The sequence below is a fragment of the Thermoflexus sp. genome (assembly GCF_025055495.1).
GTDB lineage: Bacteria > Chloroflexota > Anaerolineae > Thermoflexales > Thermoflexaceae > Thermoflexus.
The window spans coordinates 1-5,443 of record NZ_JANWXB010000342.1; the positions used below are offsets into that span (position 1 = coordinate 1).

The following is a 5,443-nucleotide window of genomic DNA, read 5'->3' on the forward strand; positions in this document are numbered from 1 at the left end:
GGGTGGAGGCCATCATCCTGCAGCTGAACACCCCGGGTGGGGAAGTCAATCTCACCCTACGGCTGGTCTCGATGATCCGCGAGAGCCCGGTGCCCATGATCGTCTATGTGGCCCCACGCGGGGCGATCGCGGGATCCGCCGGGACGCTGGTGACGCTGGCGGGGCATCTGGCATGGATGGCCCCGGAGACGGCCATTGGAGCCGCCTCTCCGGTGGGCGGCCAGGGGGAGGACCTCCCGGAAACTCTCAGCCAGAAAGTGAAAGAGATCCTCAAGGCTCAGATTCGCAGTCTGGCGGAGCGCCGGGGTCCGAAGGCGGTGGAGCTGGCAGAAGCCGCCGTAGAATCCGCGAAAGCGGTGAGCGCCCGGGAGGCCCTGACGGCTGGATTGATCGATGGGATCGCGGACAGCCCGGAGGATCTGCTCCGGCAGCTGGATGGACGAACGGTTTCCGTACAGGGCCAGCCGCGGACGCTCCGCACCCGGGGCGCCGCGATCGTCCCGCTTCCTATGAATATCGTGGAGGAAATCCTGCATCGCCTGGTGGACCCGAACGTCGCATTGATCCTCCTGGCCATCGGCGTGCAGGCCATTCTCATTGAGCTCTCGAATCCAGGCGGCTGGGTCGCCGGGTTCATCGGTGTGGTCTGTCTGCTTTTGGCGGCCTATGGGATCGGTGTGTTGCCCGTCAACTGGCTGGGATTGCTCCTGATGGCGGTGGCGATCATTCTGTTCATCCTGGATATCAAAGCGCCGACCCATGGGGCGTTAACCGCAGTAGGAACCGCCACCTTCATTGCTGGGGCGCTGGTGCTGTTCGCGCCGGTGGCAAGGTCACCCTTCCCGCCGCTTTCCCCCTGGGTGGCTGGCGGCACTGGGCTGGCGATGGCCGGTTTCTTCGGATTCATTGTGGCGAAGGCGCTCCAGGCGCAACGTCGGCCCAGCGTGATGGGCGTGGAAGCTCTGATCGGGCGTGTCGGTGAGGCTCGCACGGATCTCCATCCCATCGGCATGGTGCATGTGGCCGGTGAATTGTGGACAGCGGAGAGCGAAACGGGTATGATAGCCGCCGGCACCCCGGTTCAGATCGTTGGAGTGGAGGGCCTTCGGTTGCGGGTGCGGAAGTGGATGCCACCGGCGAGCTCGTCGATCCCAGCCCCCGCGCCCGAACAGCAGGAATCTGGATCTTAACCCGGGCAGCTCCCCATCGTTATGTTTCGATGATTCAGGCTGTCCGAGCCCGTGAAGAAGGCGAGTTGTCCCTCCCCGCGGCTCAAAGAGCCATGGGGAGGGAGGAGAAAGCTCTTGGCTGATATTCAAAACCCGTGCCGCTAACTGGACCCAGTGGCGGGCATGGGTTGGGGATCCTCCTTCCCACGCCGCGAAGTTGAGATCGCAACAGGGCAAGAGGTAGAGATGCCAGCGATGACCAGGATCGGAAACGGGACCGATCACCTACGGGTGCTGATCGTCCATCCCGATTTGGAGGCAGGGGAACGATTGGTCCAGAGCGCCGTTCAGGCCGGGCACGTGGCTCACTATGCTCCTGATCTGCGTGGAGCCCTTGCGCTGATCGCACGGGCCATCCCCGACATCATCGTGGCGAATCGGGAGTGGCTGGAACGCAACGGCCGCGGGCTGTTCAGCGCCCTTCGAGGATGTTCCCCTCTCCCTCTGATCTGCCCGGTGGAGGGTGTGAACCAGGATCCGATCTGGGATCGGCTGGCCCGAGCGGTGCGGGCCTTCCAGACCTGGACTGGGGGGGAGGTGACGCGGGTGGGCTCCCTGGTCATCGACCACGGTCGCAAACAGGTGATCTGGCGTGGCCGGCCAGTGCAGCTCCCTCCCCTGCAGTTCAAGATCATGACCGTCCTGGCCCGGCGGGCAGGCCAGGTGGTCTCTCACACCGATCTGGTGCGTGAAGTCTGGGGGATCGACGCCGAGGACCCCGAGGCCCGGGAGCTGTTAAAAGTTCACATCCGGCAGATCCGCAAACGCCTGGGTCTGGACCCCGAGCGCGGAGAGGTCCTGGTTTCGGTGCGCGGCTTCGGGTATATGCTGACCTCGCCGGAGGAGAAGGGATGACGGAGCGACCGAACCGACGGCGGGGATTGTGGATCGGTTACACGGCGCTCGGGGCATTGGGGTTGATCGCCGTCGCCGGGGGTATTCTCACTGCGACCCGTCCTCCCTCTCTATGGATCGCGCTGGCATCCACTATAGCCGTGCTCGCGCTCATCGGCGTTCTCGGGGTGGGTTACGCCCTGCGAGGATTGCAATCCGCTCAGTATTATCTGGATCGCAACGGATTGACGATTACATGGTGGCCGGCCGTCCATGTGATCCCAATCCACGCGATCCGAGAGCTGCGCCCGGGCCCGGCCAGCCGGAAGGCCATCCGAAGGTGGCGAGGCATACGCTGGCCGGGCTTCTATGGGGGCCATGCGTGGGCAGTAGAGGAGAACCGGCCCGTCCTCTTCTTTGCCACCGAGGATCTCCCCAGGCAGCTTTGGGTGATCACGGAAGCGGCCATCTATGCGATCTCCCCAATCAACCCCCAGGGTTTTCTGGAGGCTTTCGCCCAGCGGTCCGCCATGGGGCCCACCCAGCGCCTGCAGCAAACGACCCTCTTCCCGGGATGGCGTCAACGGGCGATCTGGGCGGATCGGACGGCGTGGGCGTTGATGATTTTTGCAGGCCTCGTGCTGTGGGGGATGTGGCTCTGGTTCTGTGGACAATTCCCCCGCCTGCCGGCCTGGGTGCGCCTGGAGGGATCCCCAGAGGCGCTGTTCAGCCCGGCAGCTCATCTGACTCGCCTGCCGACGCTGGGCGCGCTGACCTGGATGGTGAACGCAGGTCTGGGAAGCCTGCTCCATGAGCGGGAGCGGCCGGCCGCCTATGGCCTGTGGCTGGTGGGGCTTCTGGTTCAGATCCTGCTCTTCGGGGCCCTAATTCAAATCACACAGTAATGCGCCGAAGGCAACCCGCACCGCCCCCAAACCCGATGTGCGGAAACCGATGGGAAGGCTTCCATCTGTCTCCTCGCACCGTTCCCTTTCGCAGTGCGAGGTCCATGGAGGTCCAGGCTGGGGACTATAAGGAATCGATCCCTCCTTTGCTGGTGCCTTTTGAGCGGCGAGGAGAACGAAGCATGCAACTCCCGCCATGAGGATCGCGAGATCGGGAGCGGGGGGGGGGGGGGGCGCCCCCCGCCCCCCGCTCCCTGTTTCCATTCCTCAGATCTCATCTGGAGGTAGGGAAGAAAATGGGTCTGAAATCCGACCGCTGGATCCGCGAGATGGCCCTCCGGTATCGGATGATCGAGCCTTTCGAAGAATCCCGGGCGCGGCCTGGGGTGATCTCCTACGGCCTCTCCTCTTACGGCTATGACATCCGTGTCGCCGATGAGTTCAAAGTATTCACCGATGTTTATAGCACCGTCGTGGATCCCAAGAACTTCGACCCCCGCTCCTTCGTGGATGTCCGGGGCGAGGTCTGTGTGATCCCACCGAATTCCTTCGCCCTGGCCCGGAGCGTGGAATATTTCCGGATCCCCCGGAACGTCCTGGTGGTCTGCGTGGGGAAGTCCACCTATGCCCGCTGCGGGATCATTGTGAACGTCACCCCCCTGGAGCCGGAATGGGAAGGATATCTCACCCTGGAGATCAGCAACACCACCCCGCTACCTGCCAAGATCTATGCTTACGAGGGAATCGCCCAGGTCCTCTTCTTTGAAGCCGATGAGGTGTGCGAGCGATCGTATAAAGATAAGGGCGGTCGGTATCAGAACCAGCAGGGCATTACGATCCCCAGGGTCGGTTGATGTCTGGATCTTCAAGAGCCGAGCCCCCAACGGCCCATCTCTGAGGCAATTTCAGGGATGGGGAGGGCCCGTCGAAGAGGACCCTTCCCGCCCGCTGGAAAAATCGATTTTTCAGTTGCCGCATCAGATCCGGCTGAATAAAATAAGAGGCAAGATCCCTATCGCAGGAGGAGAAGATGGCTCCTCATCGGCACAGGTGGATCGTGGCAAGCCTCTTCCTGAGCATTGGGCTGGCCCTTGCGGCGTGCGCCCAACCCGCCACGCCTGCCCCTGCGACCGCCACCGCCCCCGCTGCTCCGCAACCGACGCCAACCCCCGCCCCCGCTCAGCCCACCCCCACCGCCGCTCCGAAAGAGATCATCTTCGGGATGCTCCTGGTAGGCCCCTACAACGACCGGGGCTGGAGCCAAGCCCACTACGAGGGCGGCAGGTATGTCGAACAGAAGCTTCCCGGCGCGAAGATGCTCTACATCGACAAGGTGAACCCGGCGGATCGCCCGGGGACCACGGCCTCCCAGCTGGCTGAGGAGCTGGTCGCCAAGGGCGCGAAGGTGATCATCTTCAACTCTGACGACCACAAGGACGAGGCGGTTAAGTTCGCCCGGGCTCATCCGGATATCGTGGTGATCCATGTGTCCGGAGACGATGCCTGGAAGGAAGGGAAGAACTACAAGGGCATCCCCAACCTGGCCAACGTGATGGGCGAGATGGAGTATGGGAAGATGATCGCTGGATGCGCGGCGGCCCTGACCACCCAGACGGGCAAGCTCGGCTATCTGGGGCCGCTGATCAACGATGAGACCCGGCGTCTGGCCGCTTCCGCCTATCTGGGAGCCAAATATTGCTGGGAGAAATACCTGGGCAAGCCGGCGGCCGATCTGAAGTTCAAGGTCACCTGGATCGGCTTCTGGTTCCACATCCCCGGTGTGACGGCGGATCCCACTCAGGTGGCCCAGGACTTTATCAACACCGGCCACGACGTGATCATCTCGGGCATCGACACGACGGAAGGCCTGCGGGAGGCGGCCAAGGCTGCCCAGGCGGGCAAGAAGGTCTGGGCCATCCCTTACGACTACATCGGCGCCTGCGAGGAAGCCCCCGACGTCTGTCTGGGCGTGCCCTACTTCAACTGGGGTCCTTCCTACCTCGCTCATATCAAAGCCGTCCAGGAGGGCACCTGGAAGCCGTCCTGGGATTGGGTGGGGCCGGATTGGAAGGACATCAACAACCCGGACACCAGCCACGTGGGCTTCCTGAAGGGCAAGGCCCTGAGCCCGGAGGCCTCGGCCCGGCTGGATGAGTTCATCAAGGGCCTGGGGGATGGCTCCATCCAGCTGTGGAAAGGGCCGATCCGGCTCCAGGATGGCACGCTCTATGTGGAGGAGGGGAAAGTGGCCACCCCGCAGCAAATCTGGTATCTCCCGCAACTGCTGGAAGGGATGGAAGGCCAGAGCGTCCCGACCCAGTGACGGGAGGCAGGAGGGGGTATAGGCTCAAGCTCGAGAAGGGGCGGTTTTCAGGCCGCCCCTTCTTGCTAAAGCGTTTATCCAAACAACGCTCTCTTTACCGGTCAAAGCGCTGCTGCTTTGTCCAGTTATCAACTGGAGATTGGGGGAATCGA

General features: G+C 63.1%; 5 protein-coding genes. All 5 read left to right on the forward strand.

Annotation, left to right across the window (positions count from 1 at the left end; translation table 11 throughout):
• On the forward strand, positions 1-1,190 hold a 1,190-nt coding region (locus NZM16_RS10950; RefSeq protein ID WP_295480359.1), incomplete at its 5' end, for a nodulation protein NfeD.
• Positions 1,191-1,424: 234 nt separating this feature from the next.
• Entirely contained in the window at positions 1,425-2,084 is a 660-nt protein-coding gene (locus NZM16_RS10955; protein ID WP_295480361.1) for a response regulator transcription factor, read from the forward strand.
• Positions 2,081-2,968: a PH domain-containing protein gene (locus NZM16_RS10960; protein ID WP_295451267.1), complete on the forward strand. Its 888-nt coding sequence runs from the start codon at positions 2,081-2,083 to the stop codon at positions 2,966-2,968. The genes NZM16_RS10955 and NZM16_RS10960 overlap by 4 nt, the downstream gene beginning before the upstream one ends.
• Positions 2,969-3,264: 296 nt before the next feature.
• Positions 3,265-3,822 (forward strand): dCTP deaminase, encoded by a 558-nt coding sequence (gene dcd, locus NZM16_RS10965; protein ID WP_295480363.1) that lies wholly within the window; start codon positions 3,265-3,267, stop codon positions 3,820-3,822.
• Between the two features lie 176 nt (positions 3,823-3,998).
• Positions 3,999-5,291 (forward strand): BMP family protein, encoded by a 1,293-nt coding sequence (locus NZM16_RS10970; protein WP_295480365.1) that lies wholly within the window; start codon positions 3,999-4,001, stop codon positions 5,289-5,291.
• The last annotated feature ends 152 nt before the right edge of the window (positions 5,292-5,443 follow it).

Coding starts and splice junctions, on each gene's coding strand:
- NZM16_RS10955 (WP_295480361.1), top strand. CDS start 1,425: ATGACCAGGATCGGAAACGGGACCGATCACCTACGGGTGCTGATCGTC.
- NZM16_RS10960 (WP_295451267.1), top strand. CDS start 2,081: ATGACGGAGCGACCGAACCGACGGCGGGGATTGTGGATCGGTTACACG.
- dcd (WP_295480363.1), top strand. CDS start 3,265: ATGGGTCTGAAATCCGACCGCTGGATCCGCGAGATGGCCCTCCGGTAT.
- NZM16_RS10970 (WP_295480365.1), top strand. CDS start 3,999: ATGGCTCCTCATCGGCACAGGTGGATCGTGGCAAGCCTCTTCCTGAGC.